19 protein-coding genes are annotated in these 21,199 nt (G+C 58.1%); 11 read left to right on the top strand and 8 right to left on the bottom strand.

Features of this window, described 5'->3' with window-relative positions; translation table 11 throughout:
- From HNQ99_RS15800 to HNQ99_RS15790, 3 genes are all read left to right on the top strand, one after another.
- On the top strand, positions 1-1,773 hold a 1,773-nt coding region (locus HNQ99_RS15800), incomplete at its 5' end, for a TonB-dependent receptor (RefSeq protein ID WP_184477418.1).
- Positions 1,774-1,843: 70 nt separating this feature from the next.
- The gene (locus tag HNQ99_RS15795) at positions 1,844-2,683 is read left to right on the top strand and encodes an alpha/beta fold hydrolase (protein ID WP_184477416.1); all 840 of its coding nucleotides are present in this window, start codon (positions 1,844-1,846) and stop codon (positions 2,681-2,683) included.
- Positions 2,684-2,753: 70 nt separating this feature from the next.
- The gene (locus HNQ99_RS15790) at positions 2,754-3,662 is read left to right on the top strand and encodes an LLM class flavin-dependent oxidoreductase (RefSeq protein WP_184477414.1); all 909 of its coding nucleotides are present in this window, start codon (positions 2,754-2,756) and stop codon (positions 3,660-3,662) included.
- A 476-nt stretch (positions 3,663-4,138) separates the two neighbouring features.
- On the opposite strand, the gene HNQ99_RS15785 is transcribed toward HNQ99_RS15790, so the two are convergent.
- The 7 genes from HNQ99_RS15785 to HNQ99_RS15755 all read right to left on the bottom strand — a co-directional run bounded on the left by HNQ99_RS15785 (position 4,139) and on the right by HNQ99_RS15755 (position 12,449).
- A complete protein-coding gene (locus HNQ99_RS15785; protein ID WP_184477412.1) occupies positions 4,139-5,128 on the bottom strand; it encodes an NADP-dependent oxidoreductase in 990 nt (329 codons plus the stop codon).
- A gap of 42 nt (positions 5,129-5,170) precedes the next feature.
- The gene (locus HNQ99_RS15780) at positions 5,171-6,085 is read right to left on the bottom strand and encodes a TIGR03620 family F420-dependent LLM class oxidoreductase (protein ID WP_184477410.1); all 915 of its coding nucleotides are present in this window, start codon (positions 6,083-6,085) and stop codon (positions 5,171-5,173) included.
- Between the two features lie 177 nt (positions 6,086-6,262).
- Positions 6,263-7,246: an LLM class flavin-dependent oxidoreductase gene (locus HNQ99_RS15775; protein WP_184477408.1), complete on the bottom strand. Its 984-nt coding sequence runs from the start codon at positions 7,244-7,246 to the stop codon at positions 6,263-6,265.
- Positions 7,247-7,413: 167 nt separating this feature from the next.
- Complete coding sequence (locus HNQ99_RS15770; RefSeq protein ID WP_184477406.1) at positions 7,414-8,556, bottom strand: sulfotransferase family protein; 1,143 nt, start codon at positions 8,554-8,556, stop codon at positions 7,414-7,416.
- A 150-nt stretch (positions 8,557-8,706) separates the two neighbouring features.
- A complete protein-coding gene (locus HNQ99_RS15765; RefSeq protein ID WP_184477404.1) occupies positions 8,707-10,029 on the bottom strand; it encodes a hypothetical protein in 1,323 nt (440 codons plus the stop codon).
- Positions 10,030-10,344: 315 nt separating this feature from the next.
- Positions 10,345-11,148, bottom strand: a complete 804-nt coding sequence (locus HNQ99_RS15760) for an SDR family NAD(P)-dependent oxidoreductase (protein WP_184477402.1) — start codon at positions 11,146-11,148, stop codon at positions 10,345-10,347.
- A gap of 662 nt (positions 11,149-11,810) precedes the next feature.
- On the bottom strand, positions 11,811-12,449 hold the full coding sequence (locus HNQ99_RS15755; RefSeq protein WP_184477400.1) for a TetR/AcrR family transcriptional regulator: 639 nt from the start codon (positions 12,447-12,449) through the stop codon (positions 11,811-11,813).
- A 400-nt stretch (positions 12,450-12,849) separates the two neighbouring features.
- Here HNQ99_RS15755 and HNQ99_RS15750 point away from each other — a divergent pair, with 400 nt between their 5' ends.
- From HNQ99_RS15750 to HNQ99_RS15715, 8 genes are all read left to right on the top strand, one after another.
- The gene (locus HNQ99_RS15750) at positions 12,850-14,052 is read left to right on the top strand and encodes an aromatic ring-hydroxylating oxygenase subunit alpha (RefSeq protein ID WP_184477398.1); all 1,203 of its coding nucleotides are present in this window, start codon (positions 12,850-12,852) and stop codon (positions 14,050-14,052) included.
- 242 nt (positions 14,053-14,294) lie between these two features.
- Positions 14,295-14,744, top strand: coding sequence for a nuclear transport factor 2 family protein (locus HNQ99_RS15745; RefSeq protein WP_184477396.1), 450 nt, complete (start codon positions 14,295-14,297; stop codon positions 14,742-14,744).
- A 30-nt stretch (positions 14,745-14,774) separates the two neighbouring features.
- Entirely contained in the window at positions 14,775-15,539 is a 765-nt protein-coding gene (locus tag HNQ99_RS15740; RefSeq protein ID WP_184477394.1) for an SDR family NAD(P)-dependent oxidoreductase, read from the top strand.
- 80 nt (positions 15,540-15,619) lie between these two features.
- Positions 15,620-16,171 carry a nuclear transport factor 2 family protein gene (locus HNQ99_RS15735; protein WP_184477392.1) on the top strand — a complete coding sequence of 184 codons (552 nt, stop codon included), beginning with the start codon at positions 15,620-15,622 and terminating at the stop codon, positions 16,169-16,171.
- 144 nt (positions 16,172-16,315) lie between these two features.
- Positions 16,316-16,828: a nuclear transport factor 2 family protein gene (locus HNQ99_RS15730; RefSeq protein WP_184477390.1), complete on the top strand. Its 513-nt coding sequence runs from the start codon at positions 16,316-16,318 to the stop codon at positions 16,826-16,828.
- A gap of 108 nt (positions 16,829-16,936) precedes the next feature.
- Positions 16,937-19,153, top strand: coding sequence for a TonB-dependent receptor (locus HNQ99_RS15725; protein WP_184477388.1), 2,217 nt, complete (start codon positions 16,937-16,939; stop codon positions 19,151-19,153).
- A 116-nt stretch (positions 19,154-19,269) separates the two neighbouring features.
- A complete protein-coding gene (locus tag HNQ99_RS15720) occupies positions 19,270-20,610 on the top strand; it encodes a serine hydrolase domain-containing protein (protein ID WP_221232731.1) in 1,341 nt (446 codons plus the stop codon).
- Positions 20,611-20,738: 128 nt separating this feature from the next.
- On the top strand, positions 20,739-20,885 hold the full coding sequence (locus HNQ99_RS15715; protein WP_184477422.1) for a hypothetical protein: 147 nt from the start codon (positions 20,739-20,741) through the stop codon (positions 20,883-20,885).
- Here HNQ99_RS15715 and HNQ99_RS15710 read toward each other — a convergent pair.
- On the bottom strand, positions 20,882-21,199 hold a 318-nt coding region (locus tag HNQ99_RS15710), incomplete at its 5' end, for an SDR family NAD(P)-dependent oxidoreductase (protein WP_184477386.1). The genes HNQ99_RS15715 and HNQ99_RS15710 overlap by 4 nt on opposite strands.

Genomic DNA, 21,199 nt, shown 5'->3' with positions numbered 1-21,199 from the left:
AACGCGACGGGTGGCGTCGTCAATTATATCATGAAGGGTCCGTCGAACGAGATGGAGGCCGAATTCACCGGCAATGTAGGCAATCGCAACGCCTATGGTGTTCGCGGCTTCATTTCGGGCCCGATCAACGAGAAGGTCGGCTTCCGGATCACGGGCCTGTGGGATAATATCGATGGCGACGTCAAGAATTTGCTGGCAGGCGCGCCCGACAAGCATTTCGGCGGTCGCAAAGTGGCGGCCCTGCGTGGCGTGCTGGCCTTCGACCCAACTGAAACACTGCACATCGAGGTCGAAGGAACCTATTCGCACACCCGCGCCAACTACGCGCCGACGGCGCTTGCGCCTTCGCTCGATCCGGGCCGCGCAGCCTTCCTGGTGCCGCAAAGCTATAGCCCCCATAAGGTCTATTCCAGCCTGGACGCCGCAAACAATACGAAACAATATACCGCGACCGGGACGATCACCTGGGATGTCAGCGATGATGTCCAGTTGAAATCCATTTCAGGATATCAGAAATATCGCAACTTCATGGCCGTCGATTATGATGCGAGCGGCGCGATCGCGAACGAAATCCCAAGCTCAGGTCATTCCCGCACCTATTCGCAGGAATTCAACCTGAACACCGACACGTTCGACGGACGGCTGAAGTCCATATTCGGCATGTTCTACTTCAACGATGAATATACCCAGCAAACCAATGTTTTCAGCAGTCTGTTCGTTCCGTTCTTCCCGCCTAACTCCGACGTATACCAGGCCAATTTTTCGCAAAAGGCCAAGTCGCTGGCGTTCTTCACCGACCATACTTTTTCCGTGACCGACAGGTTGAGGCTGCTGGCCGGCATCCGTTTCAACAACGACAAGAAGAAGGCCAACCTGAACGTCCGGGGTCAATGCAGTAACGTCGAGAGAGACCTGGAGTTCGAGGCATGGACGCCACGTGCAGGCGTCCAGTTCGACCTGTCCGATCAGGTCAAGACCTATGCCACCTACCAAAAGGGCTTCAAGTCCGGCGGCATCGGTTCCGGGACGTGCGGCGACACCTTCAAGCCGGAAACCATTGAGGGCGGCGAGGCCGGCATCAAGACCAGCTTTGCCGACAACCGGATACACATCAACATCGCCGGCTTCTGGTATGATTACAAGAATATCCAGGTGCAAAAGACGCTGGGAACGGCGGGCGGCTTCGCGGTGCAAAACGCCGCGGCGGCCAGGATCAAGGGGATCGAGGCCAGCTTCGACGCCTCCATCACCGATCGCCTGAAGCTGGACGGTTCGGCCATGGTCGAGAGCGCCAAATATACCGACTACATCAACTGCAGCCCGGCCGACTTTGTTGGATCTTGCGCCGCCCCCAACCCCGCCAACCCCGCCGCCCCCTTTGACACGCGTCCGGAGACTGACCCGACCCGCAACAAGGATCTGGCCGGCAATTGGCTGAACCGGGCGCCGCCGTACAGCGTCAGCATCGGTCTTGAATATAGCGCGGACGTTGCAGGCGGAGAATTGCTGTTGCGCGGAGAGTCCTACTGGAGCGGCAAGCTCCGCTTCTCGGAGTTCAACGATCCTATTTTGGATCAGAAAGCCTATAATATTCAGAACGCCTATGCGACCTTTACGCCCGGCAATGAGAAATATGTCCTTCGCGCCTTCATCAAGAATATCGGCAACACCAATTACCGGACGTCCGGCTTCTTCGATGGGTTTACGTTCCAGAGGGAGACCACCTGGGGCGCCGCGCGCACCTTTGGTGGAGAGGTGACCGTCAGGTTCTAACCACAAAGTAACTATAACTCTCAACTCCAACCATGCTGGTCGTAATAGCAAGCGAGATGAAAGACAGATAATGCCTTATGTAACTGTTAATAAGCTCAACTTCTATTACCGCGACGACGATTTCACGGATCCCTGGGAAGAGCCGGAAGTCGTTTTCATCCAGCATGGATGGGGCAGGAGCTCCAAATTTTTCTATCATTGGGTCCCTGGCCTTGCCCGGGACTATCGCGTGCTGCGCAGGGACATGCGTGGCCATGGCCAGTCGGACGACACTCCGGCGTCCGATTGGACCGTCGATAATCTGATCGAGGACATGCGGGGTTTCCTCGACGAACTCGGCGTGGCGAAAGTGCATTATATCGGCGAGTCCGCCGGGGGCGTGCTCGGCGCTGCATTCGCCGCCAAATATCCCGAAAGAATCCGATCGCTCACCTTGATGTCGACGCCGCTCTCCGATCCGACTCGCGGCTCGGACAAATATGGCTATGATGATCTGGCGGCGAAGATTGAAAGCACGCCGATCGACGAGTTCGTGGAGATGTTGGTCAAGGGCCGCGGCCTGGTGCCGGTCAGTCCCGGGCACGAGCAATGGATGGCCAGCGAGTGGCGCAAGAACCGCCCCGCAAGCCTTGCGGCACTTGCGCGGCTCTTCCCGAATATAGACTTGGCGCCGGTGGTCCCGAACATCGCCGCGCCGACGCTGATCCTGGCGCCCGGCAATAGCCATACGGCGCCGCTGGAGCATCAGAAGCAGATGCATCAGCTGATGCGCGGTTCCAGAATGGAAATCATCGACGGGAGCGGGCACGAGCTTTATTTCGAGCGGTTCGACGAGTGCTTTACGGCGTTTCGATCGTTCCTCGCATCGGTCGGAACCGGCTTTAAGGAGCAGGCGGGATCCGTCCCTTAGTCAGGCCTAGGCTGCGGGCCAGTTTCGCGATGAATTCATACGTCAATCCTCATTTGCAGATGGAGTTATTATGCCACAGATAGGTCTTACCATTGATCGCACGACTCTTTCGCTGCCCGCCCAACAGCTTGCCGAGATCGCGGTAAAAATCGAGAGACTCGGCTATGAAAGCGTTTGGCTGCTCGACGCGTTCGGCCGCGACCCGTTTCATACATGCGGCTACATGCTTTCAAAGACCAGCACCTTGAAAGTGGCCACCGGCGTTGCGACAGTCTACAGCCGCGATGCGATGGGCGCGGAGCAGACGCGTGAGGCGCTATCGGAATTCTATCCCGGGCGGTTCATCATGGGGCTTGGCGCCTCCAACCCCTTCGTGATCGCCAAGCGCAAGGGCGAATGGGTGCAGCCGCTGCCCAAGATGACCGCCTATCTGGAAGACATGGCGGAAGTCCAGCTGCTCAGCCCCAAGCCGAAGCAGATGGCCCCGCTCTGTATCGCCGCTCACGCGCCCGGCCTGCAAAAGCTTGCGGTCAAGCATGCGCAAGGCATGGTGACGTGGATGATGCCCACCGGCATCATCACGGATGCAAGGGAACGCGTAGGACCCGACTTCAACATAACGGCGCAGATTCTTTGCGTGCTGACCACCGACCCCGAAAAGGCGCGCGCCGTCGCCCGCGCCTATCTCGCCATGTATATCGCCTTGCCCTATTATCAGGCAGCCTTCGCGAAATGCGGGTTCGAGGAAGCCGACTGGAGCAACGGCAATAGCGACCGGCTGATCGACGCCCTGACCGCGTGGGGCAGCAATGCCGACATTCTCGCACGGGTCGAGGAGTTTGGAAAGGCCGGGGCCGACCGCGTGGTACTCAACGTGGTTCGCGAAGACGAAACGCAGCGCGAAGACGGAAAACCACCCGTCATCATCGGTGACCGAGACGGAATCGAGGACCTATCCGCAATCCTCCCGGGGAAGTAATACAGCGGATAGCTTTAGTCTAGAGTTGCGTTGGGGATGAAGGGGTGCATCCCGCCAGCGACGTTGGCGAGGATGTCCACTCCACCGAATGTCTGGAACGCCCTGTCCAGCGCAGGTTCGATCTGCTACAGGTCGGTCACCTCATTGGTGACCGAGAGGTCTTTCCACCGGTGGCGCGGATTTCTTCCGCTACCGCCTCGCCTGGGTCCGGCCGAGGAGTGCATACGGCAATATTCGCACCCGCACCGCCAGGCGCAACGCGACGGCGCCCCTACGGCCCTGCCCCGCGGCAGTCGCCATCGCGCTCTTGCCAAAGGTCGGGCAACTGGGCGTAGGGCTATTGGCAAGCTGCGCCACGGTCAGCCTTTGTGATGTTCCAGCGTTCCAACAAAGGCGCCGCTGGTATGCGAAGGCAATAGCCGCATAGTCCTTGTAAGCCGAACATTGACGGGAACGGCCTTATCACGCCGCCAAAGTCATTCGCCTGCCATCTTCAACACGAGTTTGCCCCGGGTATGTCCGCTCTTCAACCGCCCTATCGCGGACTGAAGATCGGCGAGCTCCACCACCTCGACCGGAGGAATGCGAATGCCCTGACACTCCAGAATATTTACTATCGGCAGTTTCTCGAGCCGGTCCGGCCAGTGGGCGAAACACATCACGTGGCGAAAGCCGCGCGCATGCGATGCACGCATCTGCTCTTCCAGATTGCTCGTGTCGAGCGTGGTCGCTATGCTGACCAGTGTTCCGCCCGGCTTCAAGGCCTCCAGCGCGTCGGGCAGAGTATTTTGCCGCACGGCATCGAACACGATATCGACGCCGCCCGGAGCCCATTCGCGCGTCTGGGCCACAATGCCTTTTTCTTGGTCGGTGTAGTCGATGGCGAGGTCGGCCCCCATCTCGATCATATAGTCCCGATTGGCTGCCCTGCCGGTCGCGGCGACCGAAAGGCCGCCATATTTCGCGAGCTGAATGGCGAAGCTGCCCACGCCGCCGGAGCCGCCATGTATCAACACCTTCTGGCCCGGCTTCGCATTGCCCAGATCATCGGCGAACAGTGCGATGTAGGAAGTGAGGAAGCAAATGGGCGTCGCCGCGGCTTCGGTCATCGACATCCAGTCTGGAACGCGACACGCCAGATTGGCGGGGACAGCGACATATTCGGCAAAAGTCCCCGATTCCCCGGTCGTGCGGGTCCGCGCGAACATGATGCGATCGCCTTCACGGAAGCCCGTGACATTTCGTCCCACGCTCGCCACCACGCCCGCGGCTTCGAATCCCATGATATTGAGATCGGCGGCGGGGATGGTCTTCACCATGCCCTGCGAATATTGCCAGTCGGCTGCATTCATCCCCGCATAGGAAATCTGCACCAGGACATCGTCGTCGGATATCGTTGGCTGGTCTATTTCCGAAATACGGGGCGAATCGGATCTATTGACGAAATCGGCGGTAACTGCACGCACAGGGCTTACTCCAGGTTTAATTATACCGTTGGCCGACGCCGATCAGACGCCGGGCGCGAGCGATTCGATGATGCGCATGTCGGTGCCGCCGTCCGGCGCCAGCGGCTTTATGCAGACCTGGGTGGCACCCGCACTCAGATGTTCGTCGATGCGCTTGCGCAGGGCAGCCTCGTCGCCCCAGCCGACGAGCGCGTCGACGAAGCGATCCGATCCGCGATCGGCAAGATCCTGGTCGGTAAAGCCGAGCGCCTTCCACGAATTCCGATAGTTGGGCAGGGTGAGATAAAATTCGACCTCGCCGCGAGCGATCACCCGCGCTTTTACAGGGTCGGCCTCGAGGACCATCGGTTGCTCGACGCAGAGCAGTTTGTCGGGGCCCAGGATCGCGCGGGCCTGCGCGGTATGTTCAGGCGTCACGAGATAGCTGTGTGCGCCCTGCGTTTTCTCTCCGCTCAGTTCGATCATCTTCTCGCGCAGGCCAGCCAGCACGATCGTGGTCGGCTCGGCCGGCGGCACGGCATAATAAGGCGCCTTGGCGATCGCCTCCAGATAGGCGCGCATCGCGGGGACTGGCTTTTCATATTGATGCCCGCGCATGCCTTCCACGGTCTCGCGATGGGAAACGCCCAGGCCCAGGATGAAGCGCCCGCCCCATTGCTCGTTAAGCGCATCGGCTCCCGCACGCATGGCGATCGGATCGCGCGAATAGATGCTGATGATTCCCGTCGCCACTTTCAGCCTGCTCGTGTTGGCCAGCAACCAGGCTGACGCGATCAAGGGATCGCGCCCGAAGGCGTCCGGCATCCAGATCGAGTCATAGCCAAGTTCCTCGACACGGCGAGCGAAACGAGCGAGGCGCTCGGCCGTCGCCGGCCCCAATTCGCCAGATTTTTCGTCCTCGAAAAAGCTTATCGGTCCATTGACACTGGCCCAAATCGCAAGTTTGCCGAGATTCATCCACTTTCTCCTGTAGGGCTGGGCGGCGTGAGGCCGCTTCATAGAATTCGAAAATTGGCCGAAGGCCGAGGGGGCGTCCGAGTTTTACCTGCCCAGAGGTATGGCGAAACCGGTCACTGCCGAATGGGCCGATCTACTAATTCACTTCATAGCGTAATACAAGCGCGGCCTCCCCGATCAGGTGAACGCCGGCAACACTTCGTCTGCAAACAGCTGCGCGTAGGACATGAAACGCTCGGCGCGAAGACCCGGCGGCATCATCATCGACACATGGTCGAGCGGCATGCGTTCCTGCAACGCCTTGTATTTTGCGACTGCGGCGTCGGGGGTCAGGATCTGTATCCTGCCGCTCGCCTTGAACTCTTCGAGGCTCATCAGATCCATGCCCTCGCCACCCCATTCGGCATAGGTATTGTTGACGTGGTGGAAATGGGGCGCCAGCTCCTCCATCGCCTGTTCCGGGTCGCGGGCCACGACGGTAAAGAAATCCCCGAGGCGTACCTTGCCCTCGCTCACATCCTTCCCTTGCTCGCGCAGCTTATTGACATAGATGTCAGCTCCGTCGGTGGTCCCGACATAGCCGTCGCCATAGGTCAGGACCCGGTCGATGGCCTTGGGAGCGAAGCCGCCGATGTAAAGCGGGATACGGCCACGCGGGGCCGACGGCATTATCCGGACACCGTCCAGCTGATAATGCTGCCCTGCATAATCGACCGTTTCGCCCGCCCAAAGCCGGGTGACAATCTCCAGCCATTCATCGAACAGGCGGCCACGCTTGGTGAATTCGACGCCCATCGCCGCATATTCTTCTGGCCGGTAGCCGATACCGAGGCCGATATCGAGCCGGCCGTCGCAGATGATGTCGAGCACCGCGCAATCCGAGGCAAAGCGTGTCGGATGGTACAGCGGAGCCAGCGCGATCCATGTCCCAAGGCTGATGCGCTTGGTGCGCGCCGCCATCGCCGAAATCGTGGCAAGCGGCGAAGGCAGATAGCCGTCGCTGGAAAGGTGATGCTCGGGTACCCAGGCGCCCCCGAAACCGACTTGCTCGCTCCAGGCGGCGACATCGATTATCTCTTGGTACAGCTCGGTCCACGGCCGGTGCCACTGCGGCGGATTGCGGAAGTCATAGAGGTATCCAAAGGTTAACTTGCCCGACATCAGGTCCTCCCTATCTTGCGTTGCTCTGTAGATGACCGGCGCCCACGCCGCCAGTGCAATGATCTGTTGGCCCATCGCTATGCATAACTCGATAGTCCATTTTCTCTCTTTCTGACACGGCGTCTTGCACGAGCACGTTTATGAGCGCTCCGCCGGATATCTATCATTTATGCAAAGTATCGACGGTTATATTCAGCGAAGGCAGCGTCGACATCTGCCGATGTCAGGCCATATTGCTCCAAACTGTAGCTATAGCTGCCGAATTCACCATGAGAGTCGTTTGCCTCCCAGACACGCATCGCTTGTTCGCGACGCGGCGTTAAATCACGGCCTGTCAGCTGATAAACGTCGCGGACCACGCCAAACGTGTCCTTCCTGAGACGGTCGTATTGGACATCAAGGAGATCGATTTGCGAGCCGAGAGCGTCAAGTTGCTGCAGGTGCCGCTCCATTTCCGCCGACCAAATTCGAAGCACATATGCGCCTACGGCATGCATATCGATTACGTCCATGCACGTCCGAAACAGCATTTCAATCAGGCGGCACGTCGATGCGATGACTTCGTGAACGTCGCGATGCATGAAGACATATTTGGCATTGGGAAACACATCGACCAGCAGATCCATGTTTCCGATGTGCGGCGGGGTTTTCAATACCCACTGACGGTCGCCATTCTCGCCCTGGCGCCCGCCATGCTGCCATTGCAGATATTGCAGCATCTGCTTCAGGTATACATAAGATCCGTGCAGCGACTGTGACCTTACCCAATCGTAATAATTGGGAACTGGCACCACCCAGCTATGTCCCACCGTCTTGAAGGTGGGCAATTGCACGAAAATATCTTCCTCGGCATCATCAATCTTCACTGAATGGGACTGCATCAGGCCGAGATTGTTTTTGATCATGGCGTCGACGATCTCACGATCGATCCCGATGCGGGGATCTTCTTCGCCTGCCACCGCATTCGGTATGCGCGAAGGATTCATCGATTCCCAATGCCTGATGCTCAACGTGTCGGGGTCGGCTGCGAGCAGGCGCTGCAACTTGGTCGAACCAACGCGCGTCATTCCCAAAATGATAAGCGGATCATCAACTTGTTCGTCGAGAATTTCCGGGTGCTTCTTCAGGTCGTGGGCAAAACGCAGTCCGTTGACCAACCAGCGATGGATGATTGCGGAAATGCTTGCGATACCGGCTTCATTCAACAAGACGTTGTCGTTGATATCCTGCAGAAATCGCGCCAATCCTTCGCGGGGGTCGAAGTCACCGAAATCGTTCAGCCCGTCCTCGGCGCAGGCGGCGGCGATCAATTTTTCCATAGACAGTTTTGATGTCGACTGAACCGTGTCCATTGAAGGCTCCTCTAACCTTGATAATTGCTTTTGGCGACCAAGGGCGCTGGAAAAGTCCGGTGCCCAACATTGACGGAGTGCTGAACCCCAAGACTCTGAATACTGTCCTCAATCGCCAGCGAACTTGCAATCCATGCCGCAGCGCGACCCATAATCAAGTCGACGGCTTGCCAGTTCGGCTGATCGCTCCGCCGGCCCTACAGATGGAAAATCGGCCGGAAGCTTGGAGCGGACCGCGTCCAACTTGACGAGCTTGGTGTCCTTGATAGCGTCGTTGGGATCCGCCACCGGCGCATGCATCCCTTCCCAGCGTATCGCCATGCAGCCTTCGACCAAACCGTCGGTATCCATCCAGTTCGCCACGCCCGGATCGCGACGAGACACGATATAGGTGTAGGTGCCGTCGGCATTCTGATGCGATTGACGCGCCGTTCGGCTGCCCGCCTTGCTGTGCGCATTACGGGAGATCAGCCAGGGAGACGTCACGCTGAAGCTCATATACTCTGCCGCTTGTGGAAGAAGGTTCACGATCAGCGCCTCGTCATCTGCCAGATGGTATCGGCCCTGCGTGATCATAGACGGCTTCGTTGCGTGACCGCGCATAAGTGCGGCACCGAAATCATTGACTGGGATCGATGCATATAGTTGTTCGAATTGAGCGATCGTTTGGGCGCCGAACATCATGTAGCGTGCAGCTATAGCGACGCGATCATCAAAGGTAAGCACACGACTTGGCGGTCCGGCAACCTTGCGAAAGGACATCGCGCGCGGCCGCTGCGTATGCCAGTCATTCAGCGCCTCTCGAATAATAACGAAAACGCCGCCCTGTGACTTCAGGTGCAGGCTGCCGTCCTTGGGGTCTTCCGGCCCGATCGTGATACGCGATGCCCCCTCACTGTCCGTAATTATGCGTTCCTCGTCCGCCGCATCCACGGTCCGTTCCCAAACGGCCCAGCTTTCCACTTCGGCGCCCGTCAGTGCGACATAGATCGCCACGCTGAACCTGCCGGTCGGCCCTGTGGGCTTGGTATCAAGCACATAGGTCGATGCATCGTCGATAAACACGTAACGATATATATTGTCGGGATTATCGAAGCAGAACCGCGATCCTGTTACCGAATGCCCCATCCACTCCTTTCGAGGCGTCTGGATCCAGACAAGGCCGGGATTTTCAAAATCGGTGCTCGCGGCGGACAGCAGTGCATAACCGGCGCATTCGGAAACAACCTCTTGCAGAGTCTGATGAGCAGTCTCCGAATTTGCCCATGACAATTTGAGCAGGAGTTGGCGCGCCTCCTCCATCGCCTTTTGCATTTCGGGTGTTTTGAGAATTGCCCCCGCTGTCGCTTCAATTTCATATTGCCGTTCGGTCGCCAAAGGAGAAGTTTGAGCGTCCTGGTCAACACCGCGCATATTGTCGATCTCGTTCATACGATATTCTCCAGTTGCTTTTTGAGCAGACGCCACAACCGAATCGCGCTAGCGATCAAGCAAGAGGCTAACGTAAATTTACCCTGATCACCGAACTTGGCTCCGTACTCTTGCGGGAAGTAGACCACTGCCCATGCGTATCGAGTCACCAGTTTGTCGTCCTGGTAGAACCTTCGCAACTCAGCCCCTACACCGCGCTCGCCCGACGGACTTCAGGCTGCGCCAAGACTTCAACACCGACGAGCCCTGCCAGCAGGACCCGGTAACGTGCGTAGTCTTGCCCGCCATATTCGTCCCCTTGCCAGCCATGGGTAATCATTTTTTAGACGACGCGTCGGCGTTCGCAGCCATAACTTCGTAGGGCAGCTCTTCGGGCTGCACGTTCCGACGCAGGTGATTGCCGTTGTCAACGTTCAACGTATCACCAGTTACGGCCGCGTCCGGATGGCACAGCCACAGGCAGGCCGCCCCCACCTGCCTCGGTGACACCGGCCGACCGAGCGGAATTTCCTTCAACAGGACTTTCCTGGCCACTTCGTGTTCCAACAGAATCTTCGACATCGGCGTATCGATGAGCCCTGCCTCCACCGCATTTATCCGGATGTCCCGCGGCGCATATTCAAGGGCAGCATGTTCAACCAGCACCTGGGCCGCGGCCTTGGCGCAGCCATAACTGCTATAGCCCGGGACCGGCATCGACGCCGCGGTCGAAGTGATCACCGCCATCGCGCCGCCGTCGCGCATGCGCCGCGCCATATGCTTGATGAAGAAGAATGGACCAAAATAGTTGATGTCGAAGGCTTTCCGCACATCCTCCGGGTCGATGGCGTCGATCATGCCGACAAAGGGCACGCCTGCGGCCATGATGGCGACATCGATGGGGCCATTGGCGGCGAAAGCCGCCTCGGCCATCGCCTGCACCTCCGCCTCGATCGCAGCATCGCACCGCACAGCGAGGCCGCCGATAAGACCGGCAAGTTCCTGGACACCATCCAATCCCCGCGCGCCAACCGTCACGCGAGCACCCTGCTCCGCGGCCAGCTTGGCGGTTTCCCAGCCGGTGCCGCCACGTGCGGAGGCGCCCAGAACAACAATATTCTTATCCTGGAACGGCAGCATTCATGTATCCTTTCCTATGTATTTCTATGATCATCGGTCAAATTACTACGCCGTTTACATTGGCGCGCCACGCTACCCGTCGCCGCACGCAGATCATTTGTATCGCCTTCGGGTCGATACCCATTTCTCTCCGGAGGAATACCGACCAGCGGATTCGGACAAGATTGACGAGGCCAACTCACGCCAGATCAGTAATCGTTCACGCTTTTCGGAGAATGTGGCAGCAACACGAAAAATTCCCTGCACTCTTCAGTGAAGAAATTTGGCGCATTCCAAAAACGCGGAGAACGCTTCCACTTTCTCCAGCAGCTCTGAAAGTTATACTCACTCTCCAGTCCATTGATCTCTTGCGTCGCTTCCTCGCCGCCCCTCTCTGAGCCACACTATCCACATGAAGGCGGAATGTGTCAATAGAACGATCGTCCTTTTTTTATGCGGCGGCAAAGGTTATGCGGCGGCAAGGATTGTGTCCCGGGAGGTAGTGTAGCTCCCGGTGGTAGCGAAGCTGATCGGACGCGCGCCCACCGATTAAGCTCTGTAGCGGCCGGTCAGTTTCGCGGATGGTCATCGACGCACTTCGGTAAGTTTGGATTGCAACACTCAACTGACGGAGACAATGTGTTGCCGCGCCCTACACCCACTCGCGCACAGGTCTCATTACCCTATGCGGCCTTATCATTGCGCGCGACCACAGATTGCGGGGTCGTTGAGAGCACGGCCCGGAAGGCGAACTCAACCGCAATTGCGAGGGCTCCGACGCCAGTATGGACGGTCGCATGCAGGCCAAGGCCATGCATTGATACCAGCAGCATTTCAACTCGAAAGTCGAGTTCTTCCTTGGTGGCCCCTACCAACACGGGCTCTATGACCTTGCGAATTGTATCGCGAAAACAGTTAGCGGACTTCACAGCCATTTCCTTGACTCTCGGATTGCGCGCCGCTTCGGCCTGAACCTCGAGCCAGAGGGATGTGCGATCGCTTTCAAGAATTGCAGGAAGCTTCTTCACAAATGAATCGACGAGAGAGTCGACGTTACGGCCCTTCGATTGGTCTACTTGGCTTATGAGCGAATTGAATTCATGCATGTGGCGCTCTATAAGAGCGATCATGATTGCATCTTTATTCTCATAATATTTGTAGATGTGCCCCTTGCTCATCGCTGCCGCAGCAGCGATGCGACTGATAGTCGCAGCGTGGAAGCCTTCATCAAGAACGCATGTTCGGGCTGCGTCGATGATCTGAGCTTGCCGCCGCATGGTGCGTTCTTCCCGTCGCGATATCGCTGCTGCAGTCTTGGTCATTGAGCTCCTTCATGCCGCCTGCGGTCGACAGCACCTACCTAATCCAATGTTTGTAACGCAAGTCCAGAAAAGAGCGGACATTCTTTCTATTAACCGATATGCCAAGCCTAACACAAGGTAATCAGGATCGGTATACTTGGTAACGGTCGTGTTGTCGCAGGTAGCAACCTCGCTAGGCGGCCCGTGGCGCCGGCCCCGCTTCGCCGTCGCTATTCTTTGGCAATCATCGACTCTGAGGAAGCAGGAGCTCGATGAAGAATAATGGCCGATCGTTCTAAAAACTGTTGACTTGCGACGCGTTGTTATGCGACACGGGTGACACTGGAAGTCACGATTTCGCCCTGTGCTGAGCCAGACGCGAAGTGAGCAGCAATAAAGATACCAGAGGAGCGGTGTTGAAATGATAGGCTTCGAGCATTCCGAATTGCGCTCTCGCTATGACGAACTCGTCGATTTGGTCGCGCAAAAGAGTCCCACCCTCGCGCACGATATCTTCAAGGTTCCCGTAAGCGAATATACCGATCGCGAACGTTGGGAGCGGGAAGTCCAGTTGCTGCGAACCACGCCCATGGTGTTGGCATTGTCGAGTGAGCTGCCTGAGCCTGGCAGCTATTGGTCGCTGACTCGCCTTGGCGTGCCAATGCTCCTGGTGCGTCAGAAATCCGGAGAGGCGCGGCTGTTCATCAATGCCTGCCGCCACCGCGGTGCGAAGGTCGTCGAGGAAGGGCAAGGCAAGAAGCCGCGCTTCACCTGCATCTATCATGCCTGGACGTACGGGTTGGACGGACGGCTCGTAGGATTGCCCGGGGAGGGTATCTTCGGGGACGTCGACAAGGCCGATTACGGACTGACCGAACTGGCCGTCGAGGAGCGCTACGGCCTCATTTGGGCCATTTTGACTCCGGGCCTGGCGCTTGATCTTGATGCCTTTCTTGGGCCGGAACTCTCAAGCCTTTTGCCCAAATTTGGCCTTGAACGCTTCCGTGTGGTGAACCTGAAGGAGGTGCCCGCCGCGAACTGGAAGTTGGCCTATGAAGGCTATGTCGAAACCTACCATTTCCCCAGCCTTCATGCCCAGAGCTTCGGAAGTTTTGTCATTCCCGGCGTGATCAAGGTTGAGAGCAAGGGCATCCATGGTGAAATCGTGTCACCAGTGCTGGGCATTCAGGAGAAATGCGATCCTTCATCGATCGATGATCTGAAGCGCTATGTGCAAAGCGGCTTTACTATTTTTCCGTCTACATTCTACACATGTGCAAGCACCGAGGCGTTTGCTGGTGAGGAAGAGCGTGATGGCCCGCCGCTCGAACGCATGTTCATGAACCAGATCCTGCCGGGCAATAGTCCGGGTGAGTCGGTCACGATATCGCGAACCGTTGTGAGCGGCGAATTCGAGGGCACTCCGATGGAGAAGGAGGTTCGTGATTGGGCCAATCTTACCCATCAGGTCGTGATTGATGAGGATTGCCCGGTCGTAAATAGTATACAGGAGACAGTGTACTCCGGCGCCCAGGAGCATTTCACCTTCGGCCGCAATGAGAGCGCCATTCATCACTTCCACCGGGAGTTGCATAAAGCCTTGGGCGATGAACCGTTGGATTGAGCAGCAAAGGAACCAGTGACAATATCTCGCAGACAGCCGACGAAGTCTGAATGTCTGTAGTTGACAGCTCGGCGGGCGCTTGTCGATCATGGCCGGGGAACAAGGATCGGTGGTTGTTTTCCGATGGTTCTGCGCGCCGCTTTCGGTACCGCGTAGCCGGTGAGTCAGGCGGAGCCTTTTGTTGCGCGAGGCGGCGGCGTTTCGTTGTCTGGTCCCAATGGTGGTATGGATGAAAACTTGGCATGGATGAAAAATTGCAACGTCTCATGAATCGCGAGGAAATCCGGGATTTGGTAAGCCGGTTTTCGGCTTATGAAGACCGGCGGATGTGGGACGAGGCGGCCGAGTGCTTCACGGAAGACGGCGTGTTCGATGAAACCGCAGTCGGCGGCCCGCGGTCCGAAGGCAGGGAGCAGATCAGGGCCTTTTTCAAGGAACAGGTAGATGTCGCCATGACGTTCCTGGCCCATTACACAACCGGCCATGTCATAACAGAACAGAGCGACGATGAGGCAAAAGGTTTCTTCAACTGCTTCTTCGAGGGCGGATTGCATGACGGAACTGTCGTGAAAGTTCATAGCTATCTGGACGACACTTATGCCCGGGTTGATGGAAAGTGGTTGTTCAAGTCGCACAAGGTTGTCCTTTATGCTCCGCGTGAGTTCATCAAGCGGTCCAGCGAGACGGTTTAGCGGAAACGAATTTCAGCAGCGGGAGTGATTATGAGAGGTTTGCGGGACAAGGTGGCGATCGTGACGGGCGCGGCTTCTCCGATCGGGATTGGCTTTGCTACGGCGAAGCGCCTGGCCGAAGAGGGCGCACTGGTCACGCTGACCGACATCAATCATGCAGCCGTGGAGGAACGGGCTGCCGAACTGCGGCAGGAAGGCTATCGCGCTATCGGGATTGCTCATGACGCCATTGACGAAGCGTCATGGGAAAATGTGCTTGCCACCACGCGCGGTGAATTGGGACCGCTGGACATATTGGTGAACAATGCGGCCATCGCCGTGCAGGCCCACATCGTTGACATGGAACTGTCCGACTGGCGTCGCCAGCTTGACGTCAATGGCACCACGGCCTTTCTGGGGTGCCGGATTGCGACGCGTGAGTGGCAATCGTCCGGACGGGTAGGCGCGATCGTCAACGTGGCGTCAACCGCCTCGCTCGTGGCCGGAGAATATGGTGGCGCATATTGCGCCAGCAAAGGCGCGGTCCTGATGCTGACCAAGGTGCTGGCGATCGAAAACGCGAAACATGGAATTCGTGTGAATTCGGTGCACCCTGGCTGGACCAAAACCGCAATGCTCGGCGATTCGCTGGACGATCCTGAGGCCCAGACCGCGCAAATCAAGGCGCTCATACCGGCGGGGCGATTAGGGGACCCTTCGGATATGGCGGCAGCGATCGCCTTCCTCGCCTCGGACGATGCGGCTTTCTGCAACGGCACCGCTCTTGTTGTCGATGGGGGGCTGACGGCGCAATGATAGCCGCGAGGGTTCGACAGGGCTGAGACAGCCTTCGACCTATCGCTCGATCCAAGCAGTTTACAAGGAGAGAATTAATCATGGCTAATGCCACAGACCCGTTCGCGGGAACATCCTTCGGCCCCCAGGGCAAGCGGCCGACGACGATCGAGGAGCGGGTGCGACTAATCGAGGATCACCAGGATATAGCGCGATTGATGTCGCTCTACGCCCACTATAATGACGGCGGCTGGGAAGGCCAGGGGCCGAGCCACATGGGTCCCTCTGCGGATCTGTTCGTTGAAGAGGGCGTCTGGGACGATTGCGGCACGATCGGCAAGGCGGAAGGCCGGGAGAAGATCCGCGCGCTCTTCAATACGTTGCGGGCCACCCCTTATGTTTCGCACAATGTGATGAACCCCCTGATCGATGTAGATGGCGATGTTGCCCGGGGACATTGGCATCTGATTGCGCTGTCGAAATGGCCGAACGGGAGGCCGGTCGAGGACAATGACGGTCACTGGTCGCTCGCAATCTATAAAGTCGAATTTCGGCGGACCAGCGAAGGCTGGCGTTTCACCAATATGACCATAAACCGTGGCCGCGAAATGCCGCAGCGCGGCTACAATGCCCCGCCGCAATGGTCGGTGTAATGATCTTGTCTAACGGTATGAATGTGCGCGCATCTGTGGGTGACAAGCGAACGATGCTGTAACGCGCTGGAAGTGCGGGCGACGGGCTCTATGTCCGGCCATCGTGAGCGATAATATGCAAGTGTTTGGCCAGGAGAGATATGAATGGATGCTTTAGATCGCCTGCTGGCCATTGAAGGGGTCAGGCAATGCAAGGCCAAATATGCCTATTGCGTGGACACGAAGGACTGGGATGGTTTTGGCGCGCTATTCACCGATGATGCTGTGTTCGATGAAACCAATGCCATGACTGCGCGCCACCCCAAGACCGGCGAGTGGGTTCGTACAGGCAGCGAATTTAGCCTGGAACTTCTCCAGTCCGTCGAAAATGGGGTGGCTTGGCCCGTCATAGGCGCGAAGAATATTGTAGAAGTCGCGCGGGGAATGGCAGAACACAACCTCCTCGTGCACAAGCTCTTCAATCCGACGATCGAGATCCTGACCGGAACGACGGCGAAGGCCATATGGCCTTTCGAGGACGAGGTTTACTTCTCAGAGGGCCAGCCGATGAGATATATGAATGGTATGGGGCACTATCATGAAACCTACGAGAAAAAGGGTGATAATTGGCTTATCAAGACAATGAGATTGACTAGAACGTTGGTGCGTGCGCGCTGAACCAGGATAGGGACTTCTTCCCCAGGGAAGTTTCTCATCTTCGGCAGCGGCAGGCTGCCATTATAAAAAATCAGAATTAACACGGCAGAAAGCAAAGGGAGGATTATCATGAGAAAGTTAGGACCGGTAGCAATTGCGCTTGGAGGGCTGCTCGCTTCGGCGAGCTACGCACAGACGCCCGCCGGCGCGCCGCCCGCGACGTCAGCCCCGGAGGACGCGGCCAGCAATGGCGCCGTCGAGATCATCGTCACCGCTCAGCGCAGATCCGAAAATTTGCAGGACACGCCGCTCGCGGTGACTGCGGTAACGGCCGAGACCGCACAGAATCTGGGACTCGCCAAAGCCGCCGACATCGCCGCGATTACTCCTGGTGCCAATTTCACCGTCAGTGCCGGCTTCTTTTCGCCCAATATTCGCGGGCTTGGTGTGGCTTTTACGGCGGCAGGCCTGGAAAGCCCGGTCGCGATTTATGAGGATGGCGCGTATCTTACGAACACCATAACCGCGAATGAATTCCTCGATAATTTCGATATCGGCAGTATTCAGGTGCTGCGCGGTCCGCAGGGCACGCTGTATGGCCGCAATGCGTCAGGCGGCGTGATCATCATCAACAGCGCCGATCCTACGGACAAGTTCGAGGGACGGGTACGCGGTGAGATTGGCAACCTCGATCATCAGCAGTTGAACGCCATGATCAACGTGCCGCTGGGCCAGGATCTTGCCTTGCGCGCTACCGGTGGCTACAAACATAATGGTGGTTTCATCCATAACGTGTTCACGGGCGAGGACAACGGTTGGGAAAAAAACTATAACATCAGGGCAAAGCTGCGCTGGACCCCCGGAACCGCCGACATCATTCTTGGAGGCGAATATTATGACCTCCGCAATACCTTGACGCGGACGGGCACGGTGGGCCGCTACGATGAAAGTTGCTTGGGCTGCGTTCTCGCGCCGCCCGGCACCATCGATCCCACGATCGGTTTCTACGAACAACAAAATGAATCCTATGCGCCGCCTGTCCACACTAAATTCTACGGCGCCACCCTCAAGATGAGCTTCGATCTCGACAGCTTCCAGTTGTCGAGCACGACAACATACCGCCGTCAGAAGACGGTCCACAACTCCGGCGATTCTGATAATACTCCGCTGCCGCTGTTCGAATATGTCGGAGCGGATGTCGGAGGCAAGACATTCTCGCAGGACCTTCAGGTGACATCGACGCTGGGCGGCCGGTTCGAATATCTGTTTGGCGTGAGCTATCTGTACGACAAGCGGCATTTCAGGGCAGCTTTTCTAAGCGGCAGCGTCCGCGATGACAGCACCACCAATGGTTTCCTGAACGTCGGGAGCACAAATTCTTACGCCGCCTTCCTGGAAGGCTACTATAAAGTTACCGACGAGCTCAAGGTGACAGTTGGCGGGCGCTATACATATGACGAGCGCGGCATGACGGGAGCGGCGTTCGGCGTCCCTTGGGGTGTGGATCTTAGCACGGCGCAGCGTGCGTTCACGCCGCGTTTGGTGCTGGCCTGGGATAATGGACCGACCAATCTCTACTACAGCTACACTCGCGGATTCAAGGCGGGCGGCTACCCGGATTCGCAGCTGTCACCGCCTGCAGTCGTCCAGCCTGAAAAAATCGCCAGCCATGAGATTGGCATCAAGCAATCGATGCTGGACAACCGGCTTCGCCTGAACGCGGCTGCGTTCTATTTCAAGAACAAGGGCCTGCAAGCACAGACGATCCGTGACGTCACTCAGGGTGGCTCAACCACCTCGAATGCAGACCTGGAAAACTACGGTGTCGAGGTTGAGGCACAGATTATTCCGATGGATGGGCTAAACTTCGGGCTCACCGGAGCGTGGCAACATCCGCGGTACAAGCCGTTTGATGGCGTCATAGGGCTCGCATGCTTTGTTCCCGGTACGCCTGGAATGGTCCCCTGTGATCCCCTGGTGACAAACCTTACCGGCACGGCGCCGCCGCAGGCTCCAACATGGTCAGGATCGTTCAGCGCCAATTACGAATTCGATGTCGGAGCATGGTCTGCGTCGCTTTCGGGTCTCGCGACGTACCGCTCCTCGATCAACTACCAACCCGGCGCCGGCGGTAATTTGATGTACGATCGGGCTGGGGAGCTGTTCCTCGCGAATGCATCGGGTTACGTGAGCCCTCCCGGGGAGAACCTCCGCGTCGGCTTCTACGTGAACAATCTGTTCGACAAGAAATATGTCACACGTCGGCAAACGCTCGTGCCTTTTGGCACATCCTATAATGCCGGTTTGCCGCGTACATACGGCCTCCGCGTCGAGTATAGCTTCTGATACCGCGCCTCGTTCATTAGTCCGCCATCGAACCCTGTGGATACCTTCGGGTTTTGGTATCCACGGGGGACGAGGATGGCCGAAAAATGTCACCGTCCTCTGCGAAGGAAACTGGAATGGACGAGAGAATTTCGCGTCGGCAAATGGTCGGCGCTGCTGCGGCGTTGCCGCTCGCGGCAGCGCTGCCGGCGTTTGCGAAGCCAGCGCAATCCCGTTTGGACTTGGCCAAAATGGCCGCGATCCCGTCAGCACTGCAGTCCTATATTGATCGCGGCATTCTGGCGGGTGTTGTCACCATGACCTGCCATCGTGGACGGATCGTCCAAGTCAATGCGCTCGGCTGGAGGGACCTTGAGACGCGCGCCCCAATGCAGCGCGACACCTTGTTCCGCCTCGCGTCGATGACCAAGCCGGTCACCTCGGCCGCGGTGCTGATGTTGATGGATGAGGGCAAGCTCAAGCTGTCCGACCCAATCACGAAGTGGATTCCTGAACTCGCGAACCGCCGGGTGCTCCGCAAGGCGGACGGCCCAATCGAAGACACGGTTCTCGCCCATCGGGACATTACGGTCGAGGATCTGCTGACCCACAGAGCAGGTCTGGGCTTGCCCTTCATTCTGACCGGCCCGATATCGCAGGCGTACGAAGCGGCAATCGGGCGTGGGCGTTCATTCGGGACGACGGATGAATGGCTCGCGGCGCTGGGCACGTTGCCGCTGCTCGATCAGCCTGGAGAGCGGATGCAATATGGCGTCGCGACCGATGTGCTCGGTTTTCTGATCGAACGTGTCGAGGGCAAGACGTTACAGGATGTGCTGCAGGCTCGCATCTTCGCTCCGCTCGGGATGAAGGATACGGACTTCTGGGTTCCGCCTGTAAAGCAGAATCGCCTCGCATCACTCTACCAGTTCGATGAGAAGACGGGCGCCCTTGGTAAAGTCCCCGATAGTGCTATCCTCACCGGTGACGTCACTCACCCTCCAGCCGTCCTCCTTGGCGCGGGAGGTCTCGTCTCGTCAGCCGACGATTATATGGCGTTTGCACGGATGCTGATGGGCGGCGGCGGGCTCGGTCGCGTGCGCCTGCTAAAACCAGAAACGGTGCGCGACATGGCCACTAACCGGCTGACCACTGCCCAGCGCCAGTTCCCGTTTATCGGCTTGCCGCTTTGGCAGGGCATGGGCTTCGGGCTCGGGGTCGCGATCGTCGAGGAGCGGAGGAAGACCAACATCTCTAACGGCAGTGTCGGCTCGTATGGCTGGCCCGGCGCCTGGGGTACCTGGTGGCAGAACGACCCCGCGGAAGACCTGACGATGGTCTACATGATCCAGCAGGCCTATCCGCTCACGCCCAATTCCGGCGCGGTGCTCGCCGGAGGACGCGGCGTCGCACACCGGGAGGCTCTGCCGCTATTCGAGCGCATGACCTATGAGGCAGTAGGTTCTCCGCCGCCCTAGACATAACGGTATTGAACAATCGCTGGCCGAGACGCTCTCCGCCCCGGCGAAAGCCGGGGTCTCCCAAATCCTTGCTGTGCCGAGCCTTGGGAGATTCCGGCTTTCGCCGGAATGAGGCCACCGGTTCGATGGCGGATTCCTGGCGGCAGCAGCCGGGCACTCCGGCCTATTGCACGGAACTTACGCTGGACGAACTGAAGGTTGCCTTGGCGGCGGCCAACAAGGAGCGCGCGGCCAAGGCGCGCGGCCAACGGGCGGGATCAGAGTCAGGCTAGAGTTGGAGGCCTCCATCGACTGCAAGCGACTGGCCGGTTATGTACTTCGCCTTGTCGGACAGCAGGAACAAAACCGCCTCGGCAATGTCCTCCGCCGCGCCGAACTTCTTCATCGGCAGCATCTTGCGCAAGCCGTCGACCCAGTCCTCGATCCCCGGCTTTGCGATCAATTCATGGCCCAGTCCGGCATCAATGAAACCCGGAGCGACGCAGTTCGAACGAATGCCAAAGCGGCCCTCTTCCAGGGCAACACCGCGAAACAGCATTTCGATTGCGGCCTTGGGCGCTGCCGAGCAGATGTCGCGCAACGGGAC

The sequence above is a fragment of the Rhizorhapis suberifaciens genome, assembly GCF_014200045.1.
Classification (GTDB): domain Bacteria; phylum Pseudomonadota; class Alphaproteobacteria; order Sphingomonadales; family Sphingomonadaceae; genus Rhizorhapis; species Rhizorhapis suberifaciens.
The sequence above is the reverse complement of the archived record's forward strand: the minus strand, read 5'-3'. Positions and strand labels throughout refer to the sequence as shown.